Here is a 19502-nt window from a genome sequence, read left to right as displayed (position 1 = left end):
GACTGCCTGCGGGATCGAACTCAGATCGACCCACCGGTGAGGCGCTGGCAAACCAGATCAAGCTGGTCCAGCGTCGCGTAACGGATCGTCACCACACCCGATCTGGGATCGGCATCGGATTGGATCCGGACGGGCAAGCCAAGGACTTCTTCGAGCTGACCCTGAACGGCTACGATGTCGGCATCCTCACTGGCATTGCGCGCAGTTCGCGGTCGCCGTGGCGCGGAATCTGCTCGCAAGCTTTGCCTTATCACCTTTTCCACTTCGCGCACCGACATCTGCTTGTCGACTGCGGCTTGGGCTATGGCTTCGGCATCTTCGGATCCGATCAGCGCCCGCGCATGCCCCATCGAGAGCGTCCCGCGCTCTACAAGCTCGATCACGGACTCCGGGAGGGCCAGCAAACGCTGAAGATTGGCGACGTGACTGCGGCTTTTGTCCACCATCCGCGCGATCTCGGCCTGAGTCAGACCTTCGCTCTCGGCCAGACGATTGTAGGCTCGGGCTTCCTCGATCGGATTGAGATCCTCTCGCTGAAGGTTCTCGATAAGTGCGAGCGCCATCACGTCCCGTTCGGATAGCTCCCGGACCAGCGCCGGTATCTCGTGCAGCTTTGCCTTCTGCGCAGCGCGCCAACGACGCTCACCAGCCACAAGCTGATAGCGCCCATCGTCGAGCAGTCGCACGACGATGGGCTGAATAACTCCACGCTGCGCGATCGAAGCTGCCAGTTCCTCAAGTGCTGCCTCATCGAAGTGACGACGAGGCTGATCGGGGTGCGGCACAATCTGAGCGACCGGCAACGTCGCCAATCCCAAAGCACGAGGCTCGTCGCGGCCATCCTGTCCTGATCCTGACGACACTGAAGCCTCACGCCGGGTCTCTCCGAGCAAAGCGCCCAACCCTCGGCCCAATCCCTTCGATTTGGCTTTCGGACCGGTCGGGCTTGTCACCGCTCCCTCGTTCATGCGGCAATCCTTTCCTGGGGCAGGCGCGTAATAAGCTCACGTGCCAGCGCGATATAGGCGCGGCTGCCTGCGCAGGCGTGATCGTAGATCAAGGCCGGCACCCCGTGACTTGGTGCTTCCGACAAGCGAACATTTCGTGGGATCGTGGTCTCGAACACCAGCTTGCCGAGGCATGAGCGCACGTCCTCGGCGACAAGGTCGGTCAGGCGGTTACGTCGATCGAACATTGTAAGTGCGACACCGATGATCCCGAGGTCAGGATTGAAGCGCTGCTGCACGCGATCGACGGTGCTGAGCAACTGGCTCAAGCCCTCAAGTGCGAAAAATTCGCACTGCAACGGCACGAGCAAAGTATCTGCAGCCGTGAGCGCGTTAAGCGTCAGCAAGCCAAGTGATGGCGGGCAATCGATAAGGCAGACATCGTAGCCAAGGTCAGGGCGCAAGGCAGCACGCAACCGATGCGCCCGATCCTCCATCGTCACCAGTTCGATCTCGGCGCCCGACAAATCCACAGTAGCGGGGCAAAGATCCAGCAGAGGTATCGCCGTCGGCATGATGCACTGCTCGATCGGAATCCGATCGACCAGCACATCGTACGTCGACCGCTCCCGCTCACCCGGACCGATGCCAATCCCGGTCGAGGCGTTACCTTGGGGATCGATGTCGATAAGAAGGGTCTTCCACCCCGTCGCGGCCAGCGCGGTTGCGACGTTGATAGCCGTCGTGGTCTTGCCCACTCCACCCTTTTGATTGGCGATAGCTATGCGGATCACGAGGGAGCGTCCTTTCGGCCATGAAGCCTGCCGACCACGACACCTGCGTCGGAATCGGTGATCGACGGTTGAATATGGAAAGCATGACTCCAGCCAACCAAGCTTTCGAGTTCTTGCGCCGCTGAACGTCCTTTGGGCAACACCCAGATCGTGGCGCTTGTGGAAAAGCGCGCCGCCATTTCCAGCAAGGCCGGCAAAGGCGCAAAGGCACGTGCCGAGATTACGTCGAATTTTTGTATATTCATCTGCTCGAGCCGCTGACCAGCCACGTCGACGTTCCGGAGCTTCAGCATCTCCGCAGCACGGTGCAACCACTCGATGCGCCGACCCCGCGACTCCACAAGCGTGACCGTGATATCTGGCCTGAGAGCAGCAATCACCAAACCGGGAAAACCTGCGCCAGCGCCAAGATCGACCCATGATAGGGATGTTTCACGTGGAACATGCAGCAGCAGTTGCGCACTATCTGCAATATGCCTTCGCCAAATTTGCTCGAGCGAATTTGCCGACACCAGGTTCTGGCATTCGTTTTCGACTCGGAGAAGCTCGATAAGGCGATCCAGTATCTCGGCGTCGACCAGCTCGAATTCACCAAGTGTCCATCGCCGGGCGTCTGCTTCCGTTTCGATCATGCTGCGATACGTCGGGCATGAACCAGAAGCGCCGCTAGCGCTGCCGGAGTGATCCCAGGTACCCTGCCCGCCGCAGCCAAATTCGCAGGCCGGGATTTCGCGAGGCGTTCGATCATTTCCGTCGACAGTCCCGGTACGTTCGCGAACGGAAAATCATCGCAGAGGGTCAGCTTCTCACTTGCCCGAAGATCCCGCAACTCTCGCTCTTGCCGTGCGACATAAGGTGCGTAGGCGATGTCTTCCTCAATCTCCGACAGCAATTGTACGTCTAGAAATCCACTCGCCTTCCAAGCCGCAAATTGCGCAGTCCTCGCCTCTTCATGCTTCAACCAATCGCGCAATGCGCGCGGCGCCGCTCCGCCGTTCATTGGACTGAGGGGCAGATCTTGAGAGCGCATGGGCATATCAAGCCGTTCATCCATTTCACTTCGTTGTTCTTCACGACACGCAAACCACGCCTTGCGCTCTTCGCCGATGGCGCCAATTTTCAGGGCCAGAGGCGTAAGCCGGCTCGCGGCATTGTTCGCTCGCAAACGTAATCGGTACTCGGCCCGGGCGGTCAACATACGGTAGGGTTCGCTCACGCCTTGCAGTGTGAGATCGTCTACCATCACCGCAAGATAGCTGTTCGCGCGATCAAGCCTTGGCGGCTCCTTCTCGAGGATCGCACATGCGGCATACATTCCGGCGATCAAACCTTGCGCCGCTGCTTCCTCGTACCCCGTCGTTCCATTGATCTGCCCAGCGCAATAAAGCCCGGCGATATCTTGCAATTCAAGCGTCGGCCGCAAGGCCCGTGGATCGATATGATCGTATTCAACTGCATAGCCAGCAACGACCATTTCAACACTTTCCAGCCCACTCATGGTCCGCAGCATCGTGAGTTGGACGTCGGAGGGAAGCGAGGTGCTAATGCCATTCGGATACACCAGATGGGTGTTCAAACCCTCCGGTTCTAAAAAGACCTGATGTCCGTCACGATCAGCGAAACGATGGATCTTGTCCTCAATCGACGGGCAATATCGCGGGCCCCGGGCATCTATCGCCCCACTGAACAACGGCGAACGATCGAGATTGGCGCTTATCACGTCATGACTTTGAGCGTTCGTGCGGGTGATGGCGCAAAAGACTTGCGGGTTAACGCGTGGTCCACCCATGCTCGACATGGTCCACTGGTCCGGATCCGAGGCTTGCTCGTCAAGGCGCGACCAGTCGATGGTTCGCCCATCGAGCCTTGGCGGTGTACCTGTTTTTAGACGAGACATGGGAAGCTTCAAGTCGCGCAGTTGGTCTGCCATCCGCAAAGCGCTGCCCTCGCCAATCCGTCCACCGTGAAATTGTTCAGTCCCTCGAAACAGCGAGCCGCCCAGGAACGTGCCCGTGCACAGTACGGTCGCTTGCGCTTTCAGGCTGGAACCATCCGCCAACTCGACGCCATTAACCCGACCGCCTCTAACGATCAGCGAGACGGCCTCTCCCGCGATGCAGAAAAGATTGGCATGGCGCGCCAACTGAGCTTGGATGGCGATCTTGAATTTCTGTCGGTCGGCCTGGATGCGCGGCCCTTGGACAGCGCTTCCCTTGGAGCGGTTGAGCATGCGGTAGTGGATCGCCGCTGCGTCAGCGGCCCGACCTATCAATCCGTCGAATGCATCAACCTCGCGAACAAGATGGCCCTTTCCCAAACCACCGATTGCGGGATTGCAGCTCATCGCACCAATCGTCGCAAGATCAAAGGAGACCAGAGCCACCTTTGCCCCCATTCGCGCGGCTACAGCCGCCGCTTCACAGCCAGCATGACCACCACCAATCACCACTATATCGTATTCGTGCATTCGCGGCATTTAGCGTGAAGCACAGCTTTGGTCGAGATCTGCGCAGCGCCGATGTTCCACGTGAAACATCATTTTCCAATGCAGAACCTTGCGAAGAGGGTATCTAGCATATCCTCCGTGGCGGCCCTGCCTAGCAAGCGATCAAAGGCCTCTCGGCTGAACCTCAGCGATTCTGCCTTGATCAGCAAATCCGAAGAACTGCTGGCTTCAGCCAATCCGGTACGCGCAAGCTTCAGCGCATCGGCTTGCCTGCTGTTGAGTGCGATCTGGCTCAGAGGAGGTAAGCGCTGCCGGGCGAAATCAACGAGATCATCTTGAAGCTTGCGAACACCCGATCCAATCAAACCGGATACCTCGTGGCGCGCGCCTGGTTTGCGTTGCGGCAATGGGGCGTCGCAGAAGCTGGCGATTTCCCAAAGCGGTTCGCCCTTTCCCTGATCTTGCTCACCCAACCATAAGACAAGGTCCGCTCTCGCTACAGCCGCGTGAGCGCGCTCGATGCCGATAGCTTCTATCTCATCACCAGCGGTCTCACGTACGCCAGCGGTATCGGTGAAGACGAACGGGATACCCGCCAATGACACATGCCGCGTCAGGACATCGCGCGTCGTACCTGCGACCGGTGCCGTAATCGCTGCCTCGTCCTCAACAAGCCGGTTGAACAGGCTGCTTTTGCCCGAATTCGGTGGTCCAGCGAGGACCACGCGGAACCCGTCCTTCAGCAACTCGGCGCGCGGTCGCTCGAGAAAGGCGTCGATGGATTGAATAAGTTCGGCCAGATCGATCCCATCAGTCGAGGAAAGCGATCCCGCGACATCATCTTCGTCGCCGAAATCCAGCAAGGCCTCGATGCCGGCTGACGCTTCGAGAACCCTATCGCGCCAAGCCTCGACTTGCTTCGACAATTGACCGCCAGCGACAGCAAGAGCCTGCCGACGTTGCGACTCCGTTTCCGCGACCAGCAGATCGGCCAACCCTTCGGCTTCGGCAAGATCGAGACGACCGTTGGCGAAGGCGCGTCGGGTGAACTCTCCCGGTCTGGCAGCGCGCAGTCCCCGAACATCGGCAAGGGTGGCCAAAACCGCCGCCACGACTGCCCTTCCCCCATGAAGATGCAGTTCGGCCAGATCCTCGCCCGTCGCCGTTTTCGGACCGGGAAACCAGAGGATCAATGCGTCGTCGAGTGTCTCACGCTCCCGGTCTCGCAGACGACGGAGGCTGGCTTGACGAGGTGGCGGCAGATTGCCCGCAATGGACGTGAGCGCCAGAGCCGCTTCGGACCCGCTGATCCGGACCACTGCGATCGCTGCGGGAGGGGCGCCGCTCGAAAGCGCGAAAATCGTATCCGTGCTGGCTACAGCAGCGAGATCGCCGGGTCGTTCAATCGCCATCCTTCTTGCCACTGTTTCCGGACATGGCCATCGCTGCTCCGCCTTCCATCAACTGCTGGAACAGCTTCATTCCAAATTGCCCCATGGGCGCCATCTGCTTCGCCATGTCCTGAAGCTGGTCGACGGTGCCCACGCCCTGCATGGCCTTGGTAATGGCGTCCACATAAACGTCGTTGGCGCGCGTGACATCCGGTAGCCCCAGGAACCGCCGCGCCTCTTCCGGCGAGCACTCAACCTCGACATTGACTTTCATCGGGCGCTCCTGTGGCGTCGTTTGCGTTTCTTTGCTGACACATACGCTTGGCAATGTCCATCTTGCCCGCGTAGTCCTGCATGAGGCGATGGAGAGCTGATATGACCACCAACACACACATACCGACATTCGATGGTACGGGATCGATACCAGCCTATGTTCTCGAGCCGAAAACCGCGACCAAGGGGGCAATCATCGTCCAGCAGGAGATCTTCGGCGTCGATGCCGGCGTGCGCAAGAAGTGCCAGGATTGGGCGGATCGGGGTTATCTGGCGATCGCACCGGACTCTTTCTGGAGGCAACAGCCCGGCGTCGAGTTGGACGCGGACGTTCCCGAGCAGTTCAACGAAGCCGTCGGCTATATGATGAAGCACGATTTCGACCTTGGCATCGAGGATATCGAGGCGGTCATCCGATGGGCGCGCAACGATCGCGGTGTGTCCAAAGTGGGCCTCGTGGGTTTTTGCATGGGCGGACGTATCGCCTATATGGCGTCAGCACGAACCGACATCGACGCATCCGTCGGTTACTATGGCGTGATGATCGACCAGATGCTGGGTGAAAAGCACGCGATCGCAAAGCCACTGATGCTGCACATCCCCACCGCCGATCATTTCGTGTCGCCCGAGGCGCAGCGCGCAATACACGAAGGTCTAGACGATCATCCGAAGGTGACCTTGTATGACTACGAGGGTCTAGATCATGGCTTCGCAGCCGAGATTGGATCCCGCAGGGATGACGCAGCTGCGCAACTGGCGGACAAACGCACTGCGGCATTCTTCGGCGAGCATCTCGCCTAGCCCACTACGAACCAAACAGGCCTCGCGGCGACAATATCATCAGCCGTCGCACAATGGCTAGGCCTAATGGTCAGCTATGGCTCTGGCTAAGGACTTGTCGCCAAGCGGGGCCAAAGTAGCTCGGCGGCCCGGCGTCGAGTAACCTTCGAAGCTAGGGCCGGCGGCAGACACGGCTCACGACTTGAGAACAGCGCTCGCACCGGACCTGGATCATGCCTGGGCCCGGTGCCAGCGCTGGCGTCAGAACAAGGTACCGACGCCAAGTTGCGGGTCGATCCAGCCTTCGTAGATCATCTTGCCGGCGACGTAGAGGATGACGATCAGGCCAACCCATGCGATCCAGCGAAAACGTTCGATGTAACGCGCGATGATATTGGCTGCGAGGCCCATCAGAGCGACCGCGAAGATCAAGCCGACGATCAGGATGCCGGGATGCTCGCGAGCCGCCCCAGCAACGCCCAGCACGTTGTCGATGCTCATCGACACGTCCGCCACCGCCACGGAAATAGCAGCCGCTGCGAAGGACTTGGCGGGTTTCACGCCCGAGTTTTGATCACCGTCGATTTCGGGTGATCCGGGAGAGTGGCCGGGCACAGCCAACTCGCGATACATCTTCCAGGCAACCCACAGCAGCAGCAGGCCGCCGGCAAACACCAAGCCCACGATCCCCAGCAACCAGGTCACGATCAGTGCGAATCCGATCCGCAGAACCAGCGCAGCCAGAACGCCGATCAGGATGACCTTCTTGCGCTGCTCGGTCGGAAGCCCCGCCGCCAACGAACCGACGACGATGGCGTTGTCTCCCGCCAGTACGAGGTCGATCATCAGAACCTGCAGAAAGGCTGCCATAGCCGAAGGCGTGCCGATGTTCGAGAAGTCGTCGACGATGTGGCCCCAGATCTCTCCCGGTCCCCCCAGAGAGGGAGCCGCAGAAGCCGCGGCAGCGAGCGTCATGAGCATGTTCATGTGCGTACCTCTCGCTTACTGGTTCATCGTGGCAAAGAAGTCCTCGTTGGTCTTCGAGTCCTTCATCTTGTCCAGTAGGAACTCCATCGCATCGACGGTGCCCATCTGCATGAGGATGCGGCGCAGCACCCACATCTTGCTGAGCTGATCCTTGGGAACCAGCAGCTCCTCCTTGCGAGTGCCGGACTTGCCGACATCCAGCGCGGGGAAGATGCGCTTGTCCGAAACCTTGCGGTCCAGGATGATCTCGGAGTTGCCGGTGCCCTTGAATTCTTCGAAGATGACCTCGTCCATGCGGCTACCGGTGTCGATCAGGGCGGTGGCGATGATCGAGAGCGAACCGCCCTCCTCAATGTTGCGCGCCGCGCCGAAGAAGCGCTTGGGCCGCTGAAGGGCATTGGCGTCGACACCGCCGGTCAGCACCTTGCCGGAGCTTGGCACCACGGTGTTGTAGGCGCGGCCCAGACGCGTGATCGAATCGAGCAGGATCACCACGTCGCGCTTGTGCTCGACGAGACGCTTGGCCTTCTCGATCACCATTTCGGCGACCTGGACGTGACGCTGTGCCGGCTCGTCGAAGGTCGAGGAGATCACCTCGCCCTTCACCGAGCGCTGCATGTCGGTGACTTCCTCGGGACGTTCGTCGACCAGCAGGACGAGCAGGAACACCTCTGGGTGATTGTCGGTGATGGCCTTGGCCATGTTCTGCAGCAGCACGGTCTTGCCGGTGCGCGGCGGCGCCACGATCAGCGCGCGCTGGCCCTTGCCTTGCGGACTGATGAGATCGATCACCCGCGCCGACTTGTCCTTGACCGTCGGATCGACGCAATCGAGGTTCAGCCGCTCGTTGGGATACAGCGGGGTCAGGTTGTCGAAGTTGGTGCGATGGCGGACCATCTCGGGCTCGTCGAAGTTGACCTTCGTGAGCTTGGTGATCGCGAAGTAGCGCTCGCCGTCGCGCGGGGCGCGGATCTCGCCTTCGACAGTGTCCCCGGTGCGCAGGCCCCATTTGCGGACCTGGTTGGGCGAGACGTAGATGTCATCGGGCCCGGCGAGATAGTTCGCCTCGGGGCTCCGCAGGAAGCCGAAGCCGTCGGTCAGCACCTCGATGGTGCCCAGACCCATGATCTCTTCGCCATCCTCGGCGACTTCCTTGAGGATGCCGAACATGAGGTCCTGGCGCCGCATGGTGGAGGCGCCCTCGACGCCGAGGCCTTCGGCCATCTCGACCAGCTCGGCGGGGGTCTTCTTCTTGAGTTCTTTAAGGTGCATCGTGGGGGTCTTTGTCTATCCGGAAAGGAAGTGCGGGAACTGGCCGGCGGACCGATGGGCTTGGGGAAAGCGGATCCGGGCGCAGCGAGGCATGCTCGCAGGCCCTGTGCCGGAACCTACTCTAGATAAGCGGCGAGAGCCGCGGGGTCAACGGAATCGATACGTAAGCGTGAAACGGCTCGTCACACCTCAAATCAACCCGCGATGCCGCGACACTTGCGTCTAGAAGGGCTTCACGACCACCAGTACAACGATCAGCGCCGCGGCGAGGCCCGGCACCTCGTTAAGCAAGCGCAATTGCTTGCCCGACAGCCTGCGCTCACCCTTCGCCAGCTTCTTCGAGTACCCCACCATCCAGCCGTGATAGCCGCTCAGCGCCAGGACCAGCAGCAGCTTGACGTGGAGCCATCCGACCACCCACCAGTTGCCGCTGCTCGCCAAGGCGATGCCGAGGATCCACACCAGGATCAGAGCCGGCGTCAGGATGATCTTGCGCAGCTTCGCCTCGCGATCGACCCAGCGCGCTTCTTCCGCCGATCCCGCCTCGCTCTCTTGGTGATAGACGAAGTAGCGCGGCAGCATGAACAGACCCGCCATCCAGAAGATGACGAAGATCACGTGACCGGCCTTGAGCCAGAGATAGATCACCGAGAGCGACTCCATGGAGGCATCCTAGCGTAACGCGCGGCCAAGTCAGCCCGCCCATCCGCGAACGGTCGACAATAATCGCTCGACGTGGGCGATGGGCGTGTGCTGGCCGATGCCGTGACCCAGGTTGAAGACATGCGGCCGGTCCGCGAAGGTGTCGAGAATACGCAAAGTCTGGCGATCCAGCTCGTCGCTCCCGGCCAACAGCAGCAGGGGATCGAGGTTGCCTTGCACCGGCATGCCTTGGGGGATCGTGCGCGCCGCCCATACCGGATCGATCGTCTCGTCGAGACCAAGCGAGTCGACGCCGGTTTCGCGGGCATAAGCTGGCAGCTTCTCGCCCGCACCCTTGGGAAAGCCGATAATCGGCACCCCGGGATGCCGCTGGTGGATAGCCTTCGTGATCGCAGCATTGGGCGCGATCACCCATCGTTCGAACTCGGCGGGGGCGAGACTGCCCGCCCATGAATCGAACAATTGCACGGCTTCGGCCCCGGCGACGATCTGGCCGGAAAGATACGCGATGGTGACCGAGACGATCGCATCGATGATCGCCTGAAATGCTGCTGGATCGCCATAGGCCATTGCCCGGGCGTCATGCTGGTCGCGGCTGCCTTCACCCGCCACCATGTACGTCGCGACGGTCCAGGGACTCCCCGCGAAGCCGAGCAACGTGGTGTCCGGTCCTAGTCCAGCGCGAACCTTCGCTACCGTTTCGTATATCGGCGACAGGCGCGAGGGCACTGCCTGCAAGCTTGCGAGCGTCGCATCGACCAGGCGCGGGGTCAGACGTGGTCCCTCGCCTGCCAGAAAAGCCAGATCCTGGCCCATCGCGTAGGCCACGATGAGAATGTCGGAGAACAGGATGGCGCCATCGAACCCGAACCGCTCGATCGGCTGGAGGGTGATCTCGGCCGCGGCGTCGGTATCGTAGACGAGCGCGAGGAAGCCACCCTTCTCGGCTCGCAAGGCGCGATACTCGGGAAGATAGCGTCCGGCCTGTCGCATCAGCCATACGGGACGGGGTTTGATATTGTCGCCCTTGAGGACGTTCAGAAGCACTCCGGGCATCGCGTCGTTCGAGTCCTACTTAAAATAAAAGAGATTCTAGAAAAGGATGATGGAGTTAGTTGGTCCTGTGGATTGTGGGGACAACGGCGCCTTGCCCGATTTGTCCGGGGTTGAACACCCTCGCCTTGATGCGCGACTCCCCTGCCCGGTATCGTCAAGCGAAGGTTGTTCGCCTTATCCCCAGGCTGTGGAGGACGGGTCCGGCCTGTCGGCAAGTCGAGGCCGCGAAGGCTGGCAGTGGGGGTGAAATGGCCGCTGTGAGTTGTCACCCGATTGCTCCCGTGGTTTATGCGCATGCTATCCACAGGTCTGCCGACAGGGCGGCCGATAGACCCGCAGAGACCTGATTTCATGGCGCGTTTCCATCTCCATCTGCTGTCGGATTCCACGGGTGAAACGCTGGAGATGATCGCCAAGGCCGCCTTGGCCCAGTTCGACGATACCGAGGTGGTACGGCATTTCTGGCCGATGGTCCGTTCGCAGCAACACCTCGATCGCATCATGGGCGAGATCGCGGCCAATCCCGGCCTCGTCTTCTTCACGCTGGTCAACGACGAGACACGCGAAAAGCTGGGGGCGCGTTGCCAGTTGCTTGGCCTGCCGGCGATCGCCGTGCTCGATGGCGTGACCGATGCGCTCGAGGTGCTGCTGGGTCAGGAAGCGAAAGGGCGCCCCGGCCGCCAGCACCGGTTGGACGAGGCCTATTTCGCGCGGGTCGATGCGATCCAGTTCACCATCGCGCATGATGATGGCATCGGCTGGGAGAACTGGGAGGAAGCCGATATCGTCCTTGCCGGGGTTTCGCGCTCGTCTAAGACGCCCACGAGCATCTATCTTGCCAATCGCGGATACAAGGTGGCCAATATCCCCATCGTGGTCGAAAGCCCGCCTCCGCCGCTGCTCTATGGCTTGAAGCGCCCGCTCGTGGTGGGCCTGACCACGGCTCCCGACCGCCTTATCCAGATCCGCCGCAATCGCCTGCTTTCCCTGAGCCAGTCCCCCGACACCGATTATGTCGATCAGAGCGCGGTGGAAGCCGAGCTGAAATATGCGCGGCGCATGTTCGCGGACAATTCCTGGCCGGTCATAGACGTCACCCGCCGGTCGATCGAGGAGACGGCGGCGGCAGTGATCAACCTCTACAACGAACGCGTCGCCGCGGGCGAACAGGGCGTTGCCGGACCGCGACCGATATGATCCTGGCATCCAAGAGCGCATCACGTCAGGCGATGCTGGAAGCGGCGGGTGTCTCGTTCGGCGTGCTTGCGGCGAACCTCGACGAACGCAAGATCGAAGCCGAGCTCGGGGTGTCCGCCGCGCCGCGCGATGTCGCGCTTGCCCTCGCGAGGGCAAAGGCCTTGGCGGTATCGGTCCAGAAGGCTGGCGAACTGGTGCTTGGTAGCGACTCGCTGGTCGAGTGCGAGGGCCGCCGGTTCGACAAGCCAGCGAGCCGCGAACAGGCTGCGGAACATTTGCGCTTCTTTTCGGGGCGCGTGCTCCACCTGCACAGCGCCGCGGTGCTCGCGAACAATGGCGAGGTGCTGTGCGAGGATGCCAGCCTGGCCGCCTTGCACGTCATCGACTTATCGGATCGTTTCATCGACCAGTACCTCGACCACGAGTGGCCTGCGGTGGCTGGCTGCGTCGGCGTGTTCCGCATCGAAGGGCGCGGAGTGCAGCTGTTTCGCAAGATCGACGGCGATCATTTCACCGTTCTGGGCATGCCGCTGCTGGCGGTGTTGTCGTTCTTGCGCGAACTGGGCGAGTTGCAGCAATGAGCATGCCCTATGCGGAGGTGATCGGCGATCCCATCGCACAATCGAAATCGCCCATAATCCATGGGTTCTGGCTCGATCGGCTCGGTATCGAGGCGCGATACGAGCGATGCCATGTCACGGCAGCCGGACTGGCGGGATATCTCGAAAACCGGCGGCACGATCGCGACTGGCGTGGCTGCAACGTAACCATGCCTCACAAGCAGGCGGTGTTGCCGTTGCTTGACCGCATCGATCCGCTCGCCGCACGGATCGGGGCTGTAAACACCATCGTCGCTGACGATGCGGGCGGGCTGACGGGCTACAACACCGACGCGCCGGGCTTCCTCGAACCTTTGCGTGAGGAACTGTCACAAGCGCACCTTTTCCGGATGGCTCGGGTGGTCGGAACAGGTGGCGCCGCCCGCGCGGTCGTCGCGGCGTTGGCGGACGTCGGCTTCGTCATCGTCCTTGCCGGGCGAGATCCGGGCAAAGCACGGGCGCTGCTCGATGAGCTTGCCCCGCGTGGCGAGCATCACGCCATCGGTCTGGAGCACTTCGCAGCGCCGACCGATTTCGCCTTCGATGATCGTGACAGACTGCTGGATCTCGTGGTGAACGCCAGTCCCTTGGGGATGGCGGGGCAACCGCCGCTGACATTCGATATCAGCCATGTACCGCCCGCCAGCCTGGTCTACGACATCGTGACCAATCCCCTCGATACGGCTTTTTTGAAGGCCGCCCGCGGGGCCGGGTTCACGACGATCGACGGACTTTCGATGCTGATCGGCCAAGCCGATGCGGCGTTCACACGCTTTTTCGGTGCCAGTCCACCACGGGATGAGGACGCCCGGTTGCGCGCCCGGCTCCAGGCATGAGCGAACCCAGGATAGTCGGGCTGACCGGCTCGATCGGCATGGGCAAATCGACTGTGGCGGCCATGCTGCGCGATTTCGGCGTGCCCGTTTTCGATGCCGATGCCGCAGTGCATGAACTGCAGGGTCCGGGCGGCGCGCTGCTGCCTGCGATCGAGGCGGCTTTCCCGGGCAGCACCCACGACGGCGGCGTCGACCGCTCGAAACTGGGTGCTCTCGTATTCGGCAACCCCGATCAGCTGGCGCGGCTCGAAGCTATCGTGCATCCCGCCGTTGCGACGTTGCGAAGCGCGTTTCTGCGCGACAATGCCGATCAGCCATTGGTGGTCTTCGACATACCATTGCTGTTCGAGAAAACCGGCCGTCGCGGGCTGGACGCGGTGGTCGTGGTTTCGGCCCCGGCGGACGTACAACGCGCGCGCGTGCTTGCCCGTCCGGGAATGACCGAGGAAAAGTTCACGCAGATACTCGAGCTGCAGGTTCCAGATGCGGAAAAACGTGTGAAGGCGGATCATGTCATCGATACGGGCCGTGATCTTGCCACCACGCGCGCGGAGGTAAAGCGCCTCGTGGATAGGCTGACGGCGACTGTATAATCCCGTTACGGGCCTTGCGCGCCAGCAACCACGCGTCGATATGGTAATGATGCGAGAGATCATTTTCGACACCGAGACGACTGGCCTGGATCCCAGGACAGGAGACCGGATGGTCGAGATCGGTTGCATCGAGATGTTCAACCGGATCGTCACCGGGCGTTCGTTCCATGCATACTACAATCCCGGGCGGCCGATGCCGGCGGAGGCCGAAGCGGTGCACGGTCTGTCCGAGGCGTTCCTGTCGGACAAGCCACAGTTCGCCGATCGCGTGCACGAATTGCTCGAGTTCATCGCCGACAGCCCCCTGATCGCGCACAACGCGGCTTTCGACTTCGGTTTTCTCGATGCGGAAATGCGCATCTGCGGCCACCCGCCGGTCTGCCGAACCCGGATGATCGATACCGTCGCCCTGGCTAGGGTAAGGCACCCCGGCGCCAAGCTTTCGCTCGACGCGCTGTGCAGCCGATATGGCATCGATCGCAGCCATCGCACCAAGCACGGCGCCCTGCTCGATGCCGAATTGCTGGCCCAGGTCTACGTCGAGTTGCGTGGGGGTCGCCAGATCGGCCTAGAATTGACCGCCGAGGATGGCGCGTCGCAGATCGTCACGCAATCCATCGTCAGGCGTGAACGTGTGTTTCGCGCGCCACGACCGCATCAGGCCAGCGCGCAGGAACTGGCGGCACATGCCGGGTTTCTAGCCACGATCGAAACGCCGATCTGGTCGAATTGAGTTCAACAAGAGGAGAGAACGCCCATGGATATCCGCGTTTCCGGCCATCAGGTCGACACGGGAGAAGCGCTGCAAAGCCATGCCAGCGAGCGTCTCACGGCTATGGTCGAGAAGTACTTCAGCCGTGCGATCTCCAGCCACGTGACCTTCGGCAAGGCTCCGGCTGGCGCGTTTCGCTGCGACATCATCATGCATGTGATGCAGAACCTCGTGCTCAAGGGCACCGGCAGCGCGCAGGATGCGCATCCCGCATTCGACCAGGCTGCAGAGAAGATCGAAAAGCAGCTGCGTCGCTATAAGCGTCGACTGGTCGACCGTAGCGCGCAGAGCACGCATGCGATGGCCGCGGGCGATGCTGCCTACACGATCTTCGAAGAGCAGGCCGAGCGGGAAGATACCGAGGCGGATGCGCCCCTGGTCATCGCCGAAACGCGGGTGGATGTCCCCGAAGCGACGGTTTCGGACGCAGTGATGATGCTCGACTTGCGCAACACCACCGCGTTGCTGTTCAAAAATGCTGGCACCGGACGGCACAATATGGTCTATCGGCGAGGCGATGGATCGATCGGTTGGGTCGAACCTTCATGACCCGCTGAGCGGGCGTTAGCCTTACGGATCGCGGAAGTCAGGGCCAAGCCCCCGGTCATGCCGGGGGTTTGGTGTTGATGGCACAGACGATGGCATGAAGCTTGGTGGCGACATGCATCCGGGACCGATTACCTCGAAACCGAATTGAACCTTTTGATGAGCGCCCTTTTCATCCTGATGCCAGAGGCCGTGACCATGGCCGCAGATGGCGACAAAGCCGCGATCCTTGCGCGTCTGGCCGATCTGTTCGCCAGCGTCTATGATCTCGATCGAGAGCTGGTGCTGTCGCGCGTGACGGAGCGTGAGCAGCTTGGCAGCACGGGATTCGGTCGCAACGTGGCAATCCCGCATGCCCGGCTTCCCGGCCTCACCCGGCCGGTAGCGGCGGTGATCCGGCTGAACACACCTGTCGAATTCGAAGCGGCGGACGGCATGCCTGTCGATCTGGTATTCGGCCTGCTGTCTCCCGATGGCGCCGGGGCGACGCATCTTCACGCACTGGCGGCGATCTCGCGCATCATGCGCGACGAACGGATGCGCGCGGCCCTGATTGCCGCACCCGGTCCGGACGCGCTTTATAGCCTGCTATCCAATGTCATCGACCGCGACGCCGCCTGAGGCGGCTTCCGGCGCCCAGCTACACTGGCGCGCGCTGGAGGGGCTCTATGCGTCCGCCCCGATCAACCAGCTGTTCCGCTCCAGCCTGACCGTCACCGCCGAAGGCAGGGCCCGCATCGTTTTTCCGGTGGAGCCCACTGTGTTCCATGCGGCCGGCGCCGCACATGGCACGATGTATTTCAAGATGCTCGACGATGCGGCATTCTACGCCGCCAATTCGCTCGTCACCGATCGCTTCTTGTTGACGACCGCCTTCAACCTGCACCTGACCAAGCCCGTTCGTGGCGGGATGATCGTGGCCGAGGGACGCTGGGTCAGCGGGCGACGGCGCGTTCTGGTGGCCGAGTCGCGATTGGTTGACGAGGAAGGTGAAGAGATCGGACGCGGAACCGGTACGTTCATGCGCTCGCGTATCCCGCTTTCGAGCTTGCCGGGCTACTCTGGCGCGGACGCTATCGCTTGAGCGAACCTGCCGCCCCGCGCCTTCCCATGCATCTTCGGGTCAGTGCCCTGATTCGCCGCGTGCAGGCCGAAGGCGGCTTTGCCACCGTGTTGGCGAAAGGCGAACGCGATGCCGGCACGCTGTTGTTGGTGCTGACGGACAGGGGCGCACTATCGACCGCATACGAGCGCATGCCGCAGGCGGACGGCAGCCGAAAGTGGTCTCTGACCAAGGCCCAGGATGCAGACGATCCCCACGCATTCGGCGAATATCTCGAGCGACGCCAAGCTCAGGATCCCGATCTGTGGGTCGTGGAACTGGACATCCGCAACCCCGAACGCTTCGTCGACGACATGGTTGATTGCTGATTGACTTCGCAGATGCGGTAAGCCATCCGCCTCCTCGCTCACAAGCGAAAGCGGCTTGGCGGCGCAGATCAGCGCTCCAGCTAGCACGCAGACGGGGGGCCATCGGCTGGCGTGCACATCGAATGAACGTGCTCAAGGAACAAATCGTTCCCGCCTGCGACGGATGCCCACCGCTTTTTGAACGTCTTTAATGCGAAGCAAAGTACGGTTGGCAAGCGCGGTTGCGCTTGTCGGAACGCTGGTGACGGCCATGTTCAGCGTTCGAGGGTCGGTAGCGTATGCCGAGGCGATGATCCCGACGCTCATGCTTCCGGAAACGTCGACCCAGTTCGTTTCCCAGCCGATGGTGCAGGCTCTGCCCAAGAATGCCGACGGCACCGTCGCTACCGGTGAGCAGGATGATCATCTGGCCGAGGCGCATCAGGCCGGATCGCTCGATGCGCTCGTCGACCAAAAAGCCACCGATACCGATCTTACCCCCGAGATGCGCTGCCTTGCCGGAGCAATCTACTTCGAAGCGCGCGGCGAGTCGCTGGAAGGCCAGCTTGCTGTCGGGCGCGTGGTCGTGAACCGCTCGAAGTCGGGTCGCTTCCCGGCCAGCTACTGCGGCGTCGTCTATCAGCCATCGCAATTCTCGTTCGTGCGCGGAAACAGCATGCCATCGGTTCGCGCCGGATCGCAGGATTGGCGCGAAGCGATTGCGGTCGCGAAAATTGCCGACGAGGGAAGCTACAAGAGCGAAGCCAGCGGTGCGTTGTTCTTCCACGCAGCCCGCGTTTCACCCAGCTGGCGCCTCACGCGTCTGGCGCGGGTCGACAATCACATCTTTTACCGTTGATTTGATCGTGACCCCGGATGCGATCCGGGATCAACGAAGCGCCATCACGCTCGCAGGGTGACCCATACCGGCGCATGATCGCTGGCTTTTTCGCGGCCACGGTGCGCCTTGTCGATACCGCAACCCGTCAGGCGATCGGCCAGTTCCGGCGAGAGCAACGCGTGATCGATGCGAAAGCCGTGATCGCGTTGCCAGGCACCCGCCTGATAATCCCAGAACGTCCACACCCCGCCACGCGGATTGTAGATCTCCAGCGCATCGGTCCAGCCATCGTATTGCAGTCGACGATAGGCGTCGCGCGTCTCCGGCTGCATCAGGGCATCGCTGGCCAGCGCTGGTGGTGACCAGATATCCCGATCGTTGGGTACGACGTTATAGTCGCCGGTGACGATCGCCGGCACTTCCTCGGCCCGGATCGCGTCCATGCGGCTGCGTAAACGGTCCATCCATCGCAGCTTGTAGTCGAATTTGGGGCCGGGCTGGGGATTTCCGTTGGGCAGGTAGATGCAGGCCACGCGGATGCCGAAGACGTTTGCCTCGATGTAACGCGAATGTTCGTCCTCGGGCTCACCCGACAATCCGCGCTGCACTTCGACCGGCTGCTCGCCATCGGCCAGTATGGCGACACCGTTGAAGCCTTTCTGGCCATGCCAGATCGCCTTGTAGCCCAGCTTTTCGAACTCGGCGGCGGGAAATCCCTCGTCCTGGGTCTTGATCTCCTGCAGGCAGGCGACCGACGGACGTGTCTCTTCAAGCCATTCCAGCAGGCGCGGCAGCCGCGCCTTGATGCCGTTGATGTTGAACGATGCGACCTTGATCAACGTGTCGCTCAAACCGCGAAGCTTGAACCGCAACCGCAGCCGGCGCTCGCTTGCGGATTTTCGACCTTGAAGGCCGAGCCTCCGAGCGACTCGACGTAATCGACCGTGCAACCGGCCACCAGTTCAAGGCTCATGTCGTCGACCGCGAGGCGAACGCCATCGGTCTCGACGATCGTATCGGCATCGTCGATGGCGTCGGCCAGACCGAACTTGTACTGGAAACCCGAACATCCGCCGCCTTCGACCGAAAGCCGAAGGATCGCCGGCTTGCCTTGCTTTTGCGCGATCGTCGCGACGCGGGCGGCAGCGGAAGGGCTCAAATTCGGCGGCATGATATCCATGTCCGTCGATGTAGGCGTGGCAAGGGCTGGCGGCAAGCGCCGCACGGCGCGCTATCGCGAGCGTTCAGGCGGACTGGATGTAGGCTCGCATCGCTTCGGCTTCCGTTTCGATCTGGTCGATCCGATGCTTCACCAGATCGCCGATCGAGACGAAGCCGATCATCCTCTCATCCGCGATCACCGGCAGATGTCGGATGCGGCGCTTCGTCATCAGTGACAAGGCCGCCAGCACCGACGTGTCGGGATGCGCGGTCACGGCTGGCGCGGTCATCACGTCTCCAACGGTCATCGCCAGCGCTTGTTGGCCGGCGTCACGCAATCGATAGACGACATCGCGTTCGGAAAAGATGCCCGCCAGCTTGCCGTCATGCAGCACCGGCATCGCGCCGATACGGCGATCGGCCAGCAAGGCTATCGCTTCGCTCACCAGCGTGTCGGTCGTGCAAGTCACGACCGTGGTGTCGCGGCCTTCGATAAGACGCCCGATATTCATCGCGTGCTCTCCCGTTTTTGCTATGAAGGCACGATAACACGACGCGTGATCGAGGCCAATTCGCTTGCATCGAAGCGGATGTGGATCCCCCTTGCAGCCGCGCCGCAGCCGTCGCACATAGACGCGATGATACCGCGTTCCCCCCTCGATGATCCGGAGAAGGCCGCGCACGCCTGGGCGCGCTATCGCCGGATCATGCGCTGGATGATGCTGGTGACCGTTACGCTCGTGCTAGGTTCGCTCTGGGTACTCTACCGCAGCAACGGCATGGTCTCGATCCATCTCTATATCGCCGCGGCATTGGGGATCGGTTTCACGATGCTGCTGACATCGGCATTGATGGGCCTGATCTTTCTGTCGAGCGGAACGGGTCACGACGACTCGATCAGCAACAAGCTTGAGGAAGAGCGTAACAAATAGGCAGCC

25 protein-coding genes are annotated in these 19502 nt (G+C 61.6%); 12 read left to right on the top strand and 13 right to left on the bottom strand.

Going from position 1 to position 19502, the window contains the following annotated elements; genetic code table 11:
• Nucleotides 1–20: 20 nt before the first annotated feature.
• From ACXJ1Z_RS07855 to ACXJ1Z_RS07830, 6 genes are all read right to left on the bottom strand, one after another.
• On the bottom strand, nucleotides 21–968 hold the full coding sequence (locus tag ACXJ1Z_RS07855) for a ParB/RepB/Spo0J family partition protein (protein ID WP_463780831.1): 948 nt from the start codon (nucleotides 966–968) through the stop codon (nucleotides 21–23).
• Entirely contained in the window at nucleotides 965–1741 is a 777-nt protein-coding gene (locus ACXJ1Z_RS07850; protein ID WP_463780830.1) for a ParA family protein, read from the bottom strand. The genes ACXJ1Z_RS07855 and ACXJ1Z_RS07850 overlap by 4 nt, the downstream gene beginning before the upstream one ends.
• Complete coding sequence (gene rsmG, locus ACXJ1Z_RS07845) at nucleotides 1738–2373, bottom strand: 16S rRNA (guanine(527)-N(7))-methyltransferase RsmG (RefSeq protein ID WP_463780828.1); 636 nt, start codon at nucleotides 2371–2373, stop codon at nucleotides 1738–1740. The genes ACXJ1Z_RS07850 and rsmG overlap by 4 nt, the downstream gene beginning before the upstream one ends.
• A complete protein-coding gene (gene mnmG, locus ACXJ1Z_RS07840; protein ID WP_463780827.1) occupies nucleotides 2370–4208 on the bottom strand; it encodes a tRNA uridine-5-carboxymethylaminomethyl(34) synthesis enzyme MnmG in 1839 nt (612 codons plus the stop codon). Before mnmG ends, rsmG begins: the two co-directional genes overlap by 4 nt.
• Nucleotides 4209–4276: 68 nt before the next feature.
• A complete protein-coding gene (gene mnmE, locus ACXJ1Z_RS07835) occupies nucleotides 4277–5599 on the bottom strand; it encodes a tRNA uridine-5-carboxymethylaminomethyl(34) synthesis GTPase MnmE (protein WP_463780826.1) in 1323 nt (440 codons plus the stop codon).
• A complete protein-coding gene (locus ACXJ1Z_RS07830; protein WP_463780824.1) occupies nucleotides 5589–5852 on the bottom strand; it encodes a DUF6489 family protein in 264 nt (87 codons plus the stop codon). The genes mnmE and ACXJ1Z_RS07830 overlap by 11 nt, the downstream gene beginning before the upstream one ends.
• Before the next feature lie 101 nt (nucleotides 5853–5953).
• On the opposite strand from ACXJ1Z_RS07830, the gene ACXJ1Z_RS07825 reads away from it, so the two are divergent.
• On the top strand, nucleotides 5954–6652 hold the full coding sequence (locus ACXJ1Z_RS07825) for a dienelactone hydrolase family protein (RefSeq protein ID WP_463780822.1): 699 nt from the start codon (nucleotides 5954–5956) through the stop codon (nucleotides 6650–6652).
• Nucleotides 6653–6892: 240 nt separating this feature from the next.
• Here the strand turns inward: ACXJ1Z_RS07825 and ACXJ1Z_RS07820 are convergent, their stop codons facing one another.
• From ACXJ1Z_RS07820 to hemE, 4 genes are all read right to left on the bottom strand, one after another.
• The gene (locus tag ACXJ1Z_RS07820) at nucleotides 6893–7612 is read right to left on the bottom strand and encodes a TerC family protein (protein WP_463781199.1); all 720 of its coding nucleotides are present in this window, start codon (nucleotides 7610–7612) and stop codon (nucleotides 6893–6895) included.
• Between the two features lie 21 nt (nucleotides 7613–7633).
• Nucleotides 7634–8890 carry a transcription termination factor Rho gene (gene rho / locus ACXJ1Z_RS07815; RefSeq protein ID WP_463780821.1) on the bottom strand — a complete coding sequence of 419 codons (1257 nt, stop codon included), beginning with the start codon at nucleotides 8888–8890 and terminating at the stop codon, nucleotides 7634–7636.
• A gap of 222 nt (nucleotides 8891–9112) precedes the next feature.
• Nucleotides 9113–9553 carry a CopD family protein gene (locus ACXJ1Z_RS07810; RefSeq protein ID WP_463780819.1) on the bottom strand — a complete coding sequence of 147 codons (441 nt, stop codon included), beginning with the start codon at nucleotides 9551–9553 and terminating at the stop codon, nucleotides 9113–9115.
• A 30-nt stretch (nucleotides 9554–9583) separates the two neighbouring features.
• On the bottom strand, nucleotides 9584–10609 hold the full coding sequence (hemE, locus tag ACXJ1Z_RS07805; RefSeq protein ID WP_463780817.1) for a uroporphyrinogen decarboxylase: 1026 nt from the start codon (nucleotides 10607–10609) through the stop codon (nucleotides 9584–9586).
• A 351-nt stretch (nucleotides 10610–10960) separates the two neighbouring features.
• Between hemE and ACXJ1Z_RS07800 the strand changes: the two genes are divergently transcribed.
• The 10 genes from ACXJ1Z_RS07800 (at nucleotide 10961) to ACXJ1Z_RS07755 (ending at nucleotide 17421) form a co-directional block, all read left to right on the top strand.
• The gene (locus ACXJ1Z_RS07800) at nucleotides 10961–11806 is read left to right on the top strand and encodes a pyruvate, water dikinase regulatory protein (RefSeq protein WP_463780816.1); all 846 of its coding nucleotides are present in this window, start codon (nucleotides 10961–10963) and stop codon (nucleotides 11804–11806) included.
• Nucleotides 11803–12387, top strand: coding sequence for a Maf family protein (locus ACXJ1Z_RS07795; protein ID WP_463780814.1), 585 nt, complete (start codon nucleotides 11803–11805; stop codon nucleotides 12385–12387). The genes ACXJ1Z_RS07800 and ACXJ1Z_RS07795 overlap by 4 nt, the downstream gene beginning before the upstream one ends.
• Nucleotides 12384–13241: a shikimate dehydrogenase family protein gene (locus tag ACXJ1Z_RS07790; RefSeq protein WP_463780813.1), complete on the top strand. Its 858-nt coding sequence runs from the start codon at nucleotides 12384–12386 to the stop codon at nucleotides 13239–13241. Before ACXJ1Z_RS07795 ends, ACXJ1Z_RS07790 begins: the two co-directional genes overlap by 4 nt.
• Nucleotides 13238–13834, top strand: a complete 597-nt coding sequence (coaE, locus tag ACXJ1Z_RS07785; RefSeq protein ID WP_463780812.1) for a dephospho-CoA kinase — start codon at nucleotides 13238–13240, stop codon at nucleotides 13832–13834. Before ACXJ1Z_RS07790 ends, coaE begins: the two co-directional genes overlap by 4 nt.
• A 49-nt stretch (nucleotides 13835–13883) precedes the next feature.
• The gene (dnaQ, locus tag ACXJ1Z_RS07780; protein WP_463781198.1) at nucleotides 13884–14567 is read left to right on the top strand and encodes a DNA polymerase III subunit epsilon; all 684 of its coding nucleotides are present in this window, start codon (nucleotides 13884–13886) and stop codon (nucleotides 14565–14567) included.
• Nucleotides 14568–14591: 24 nt separating this feature from the next.
• Entirely contained in the window at nucleotides 14592–15155 is a 564-nt protein-coding gene (hpf, locus tag ACXJ1Z_RS07775) for a ribosome hibernation-promoting factor, HPF/YfiA family (protein WP_463780810.1), read from the top strand.
• A 156-nt stretch (nucleotides 15156–15311) separates the two neighbouring features.
• On the top strand, nucleotides 15312–15773 hold the full coding sequence (locus ACXJ1Z_RS07770) for a PTS sugar transporter subunit IIA (protein ID WP_463780808.1): 462 nt from the start codon (nucleotides 15312–15314) through the stop codon (nucleotides 15771–15773).
• Complete coding sequence (locus tag ACXJ1Z_RS07765; RefSeq protein ID WP_463780807.1) at nucleotides 15748–16236, top strand: PaaI family thioesterase; 489 nt, start codon at nucleotides 15748–15750, stop codon at nucleotides 16234–16236. Before ACXJ1Z_RS07770 ends, ACXJ1Z_RS07765 begins: the two co-directional genes overlap by 26 nt.
• A gap of 26 nt (nucleotides 16237–16262) precedes the next feature.
• Complete coding sequence (locus ACXJ1Z_RS07760; protein ID WP_463781197.1) at nucleotides 16263–16583, top strand: DUF1491 family protein; 321 nt, start codon at nucleotides 16263–16265, stop codon at nucleotides 16581–16583.
• A gap of 190 nt (nucleotides 16584–16773) precedes the next feature.
• Complete coding sequence (locus ACXJ1Z_RS07755) at nucleotides 16774–17421, top strand: cell wall hydrolase (RefSeq protein WP_463780805.1); 648 nt, start codon at nucleotides 16774–16776, stop codon at nucleotides 17419–17421.
• Nucleotides 17422–17465: 44 nt separating this feature from the next.
• On the opposite strand, the gene xth is transcribed toward ACXJ1Z_RS07755, so the two are convergent.
• From xth to ACXJ1Z_RS07740, 3 genes are all read right to left on the bottom strand, one after another.
• Nucleotides 17466–18239, bottom strand: a complete 774-nt coding sequence (gene xth, locus ACXJ1Z_RS07750) for an exodeoxyribonuclease III (RefSeq protein ID WP_463781196.1) — start codon at nucleotides 18237–18239, stop codon at nucleotides 17466–17468.
• Between the two features lie 11 nt (nucleotides 18240–18250).
• Nucleotides 18251–18574 (bottom strand): iron-sulfur cluster insertion protein ErpA, encoded by a 324-nt coding sequence (gene erpA, locus ACXJ1Z_RS07745; protein WP_463780804.1) that lies wholly within the window; start codon nucleotides 18572–18574, stop codon nucleotides 18251–18253.
• 73 nt (nucleotides 18575–18647) lie between these two features.
• Complete coding sequence (locus ACXJ1Z_RS07740) at nucleotides 18648–19076, bottom strand: CBS domain-containing protein (protein WP_463780802.1); 429 nt, start codon at nucleotides 19074–19076, stop codon at nucleotides 18648–18650.
• A gap of 126 nt (nucleotides 19077–19202) precedes the next feature.
• On the opposite strand from ACXJ1Z_RS07740, the gene ACXJ1Z_RS07735 reads away from it, so the two are divergent.
• Nucleotides 19203–19496, top strand: coding sequence for a hypothetical protein (locus ACXJ1Z_RS07735; RefSeq protein WP_463780800.1), 294 nt, complete (start codon nucleotides 19203–19205; stop codon nucleotides 19494–19496).
• The last annotated feature ends 6 nt before the right edge of the window (nucleotides 19497–19502 follow it).

The sequence above is a fragment of the Novosphingobium sp. TK46 genome (assembly GCF_055361525.1).
This window is presented reverse-complemented; position numbering and strand designations above follow the sequence as displayed.